Origin of the sequence: Streptomyces sp. NPDC053560, assembly GCF_044544605.1 — a bacterium.
Classification (GTDB): Bacteria; Actinomycetota; Actinomycetes; order Streptomycetales; family Streptomycetaceae; genus Streptomyces.
Genome location: NZ_JBITXI010000034.1, coordinates 1 through 3,318 on the forward strand (window position 1 = coordinate 1; position 3,318 = coordinate 3,318).

Annotated in this window: 1 protein-coding gene; it reads left to right on the top strand. The window is 71.9% G+C overall.

Translation table 11 applies throughout. The features are described 5' to 3' along the window. Window positions 1-3,318, top strand: a 3,318-nt coding sequence (locus ACIGQF_RS38425; protein WP_399720748.1) for a type I polyketide synthase, incomplete at both ends; no start/stop codon positions are given.

Sequence of the window (3,318 nt, forward strand, 5' to 3'; positions counted from 1 at the left end):
CCCCCATACACTGGCCCACCCTCTACGACAACACCGGCGCCCAACCCACCGACCTCCCCACCTACCCCTTCCAACGCCAGCACTACTGGCTGGAGTCCGCCCAGGCCTCGCAGGATTCTCTCTCCTACCAAGTCACCTGGAAGCATCTGCCGTTCATGGAACCGGCACGCCTCACCGGCCACTGGGTACTGCTCTCCCCCACCGGTGAGAGCACTGCCCGCGCAACCGACCTGGCCGAGGCACTCGCCACCCACGGCGCCACTGTCACCCACCTCGCCGTCGACCCCGCCACGGACCGCGCCGCACTCACCACCCTCCTCACCGAGGCGAACGCCACGCCCTGTACCGGCATCGTCTCCCTGCTCGGCCTCACCGCCACTCTCGCTCTGACGCAGGCCCTCGGCGACACCAACCTCAAGGCCCCGCTCTGGACCCTCACCCAGGGCGCCGTCGCCATCACCCCCGGCGAGACCCCCGACCCCGAAGCCGCCCAACTCTGGGCCCTCGGACGCGTCGCCGCCCTCGAACACCCCGACCACTGGGGCGGACTCATCGACCTCCCCCACACCCTCACCCCCCAGACCACCCGCCACCTCACCCAAGCCCTCGCCCACACCACCACCGAAGACCAAATCGCCCTCCGCCCCTCCGGCGCCTACGGCCGTCGCCTCGTACGCGTCCCCGCACGCACCACCCATGAGAAGTGGCGGGCCAGCGGAACGGTGCTGCTCGTGGGGGACACCGAGCCCGTGGCCGAACGGCTCGTACAGCAGCTGCTCGCGGAGGGCGCCGAGCGGGTGGTCCTCGCCGACCCGGCGCTCACCGAGCTGCCCGCAGCGCTGTCGGAGCTCGCCCCGCGCACGGCCGTCGCCACCGGCACCGATGTGACGGACCGCGCGTCCCTCGCCGCCCTGCTCGACAAGCACTCCCCCACCTTGGTCGTGATCGCTCCGCCTCAGGTGGCGCTCGCTCCCCTGGCGGAGACGACCCCCGCCGACCTCGCGGCGGCCGTCGCCGCCAAGACGGCCACCGCCACCCATCTCGACGCGCTGCTGACTCCGGGCGAGGGCGGTGATGAGGGCTACCGAGCGGCGGCCGACGTCCCCGGGTTCGTCGTCTTCTCGTCCGTGTCCGGGGTGTGGGGCGGCGCCCGCCAGGGCGCGTACGCCGCCGGCACCGGCTATCTCGACGCGCTGGCCGAGCGCCGTCGTGCCCGCGGGCTGCCGGCCGTCTCCGTGGCGTGGACGCCCTGGTCCGGCGGTGTGACCGCGGAGGGGACCGACGCCGAGTCGATGCGCCGTTACGGCATCGTCCCGCTGGAGCCGGGGGCAGCGCTCGCCGAGCTGGAAAAGGCACTTGGACGCGGTGCGGGCTCGGTCGCCGTCGCTGATGTCGACTGGGAGCGGTTCCTCACGTCGTTCACTTCCGTGCGGCCCAGCGCCCTCTTCGACGAGCTGCCCGACGCCCGCCGGATGCGGAGCACGCAGACCGCGGCCCCCACCGGGGCGGACTCCGGCGACGTGCTGCCCGACGACAGCACGGAGCTGGCCCGCACACTTCGCGCCCTCCCCGTCGCCGAGCGGCACAAGACCCTCATGGACCTGGTCGTCTCGCATGTGGCTGTGGTGCTCGGTGCGGGTTCGGCGGCGGCCGTGGAACCGGACCGGGCATTCAGGGACATCGGCTTCACCTCCATGACCGCCGTCGAACTGCGCAACCGTCTCAAGGAGGCCACCGGCCTCACCCTCCCCGCCTCCCTCGTCTTCGACCACCCCAACCCGCGCGCCCTGGCCGACCATCTGCGCACCGAGCTGCTGGGCGAGGAAGAGGTTCCGGCAGGGACCGTCCGCGCGGCCGCGCCCCAGTCCGACGAGCCGATCGCCATCGTCGGTATGGCCTGCCGCTTCCCCGGCGGCGTCACCACTCCCGAAGAGCTGTGGGACCTGCTCTCCGAGGGCCGGGACGCCATCACGGACCTGCCGGACAACCGCGGCTGGGACCTGGCGGAGCTGTACGCCCCGGACGGCACCAGCCGCTCGTACGTCCGCGGGGGCGGATTCCTGCACGACGCGGGCGACTTCGACGCCGCCTTCTTCGGGATCTCGCCGCGCGAGGCCCTCGCCACGGACCCGCAGCAGCGGCTCGTCCTGGAGCTCGCCTGGGAGTCCTTCGAACGGGCCGGGCTGCGCCCCACGGAGCAGCGTGGCACCCGCACCGGCGTGTTCATGGGCACCAACGGTCAGCACTACATGCCGCTGCTGCAGCGTGGCACGGAGACCTTCGACGGCCATCTCGGCACCGGCAACTCCGCCAGCGTCATGTCCGGCCGTATCTCCTACGTCCTGGGCCTGGAAGGCCCGGCCGTGACCGTCGACACGGCTTGCTCATCCTCCCTGGTAGCGCTCCACCTGGCGGCGCAGGCACTGCGCAACGGTGAGTGCGACCTCGCGCTCGCGGGCGGCGCCACGGTGATGTCGTCGCCAGACCCGCTCGTGGAGTTCTCTGGGCAGCGCGCGGTGTCGCCGGACGGCCGCTGCAAGGCGTTCGCCGACTCCGCTGACGGCTTCGGCCCGGCGGAAGGCGCGGGTGTGCTGCTGGTCGAGCGGCTGTCGGACGCGGAACGCAACGGCCACCGCATCCTCGCCGTGGTTCGCGGCTCCGCCGTCAACCAGGATGGCGCCAGCAACGGCCTGACCGCCCCCAACGGCCCCTCACAGCAACGCGTCATCCGCCAGGCCCTTGAGAACGCCGGACTGAACCCCGGCGATGTGGACGCCGTCGAAGCCCACGGCACCGGCACCCGCCTCGGCGACCCCATCGAAGCCCAAGCCCTGATCGCGACCTACGGCAAGGACCGCCCGGCCGAACAGCCACTCTGGCTCGGCTCGCTGAAGTCCAACATCGGCCACACCCAGGCCGCCGCAGGCGTGGGCGGCATCATCAAAATGGTGCTCGCCATGCAACACGGCGAATTGCCCCGCACCCTGCACGCGGAGCGGCCGTCCACGGAAATCGACTGGACGGCAGGCACGGTCGCTCTGCTCAACGAACATGTGACCTGGCCCGAACTGGACCGACCGCGGCGTACCGCGGTGTCCTCGTTCGGGCTGAGCGGGACGAACGCGCACGTGGTGCTGGAGCAGGCACCGCACGACACCACCGAGCAGGACGACCCCAAGGGCGAGTTGAGCCCGGTGCCGGTCATCCTGTCCGGGCGCGACGCCGCCGCCCTGCGCGATCAGGCACACCGACTCATCGACCACATCGATGACACCACCCGACTGCTGGACCTCGGCTACTCCACGGCCGTGTCCCGCT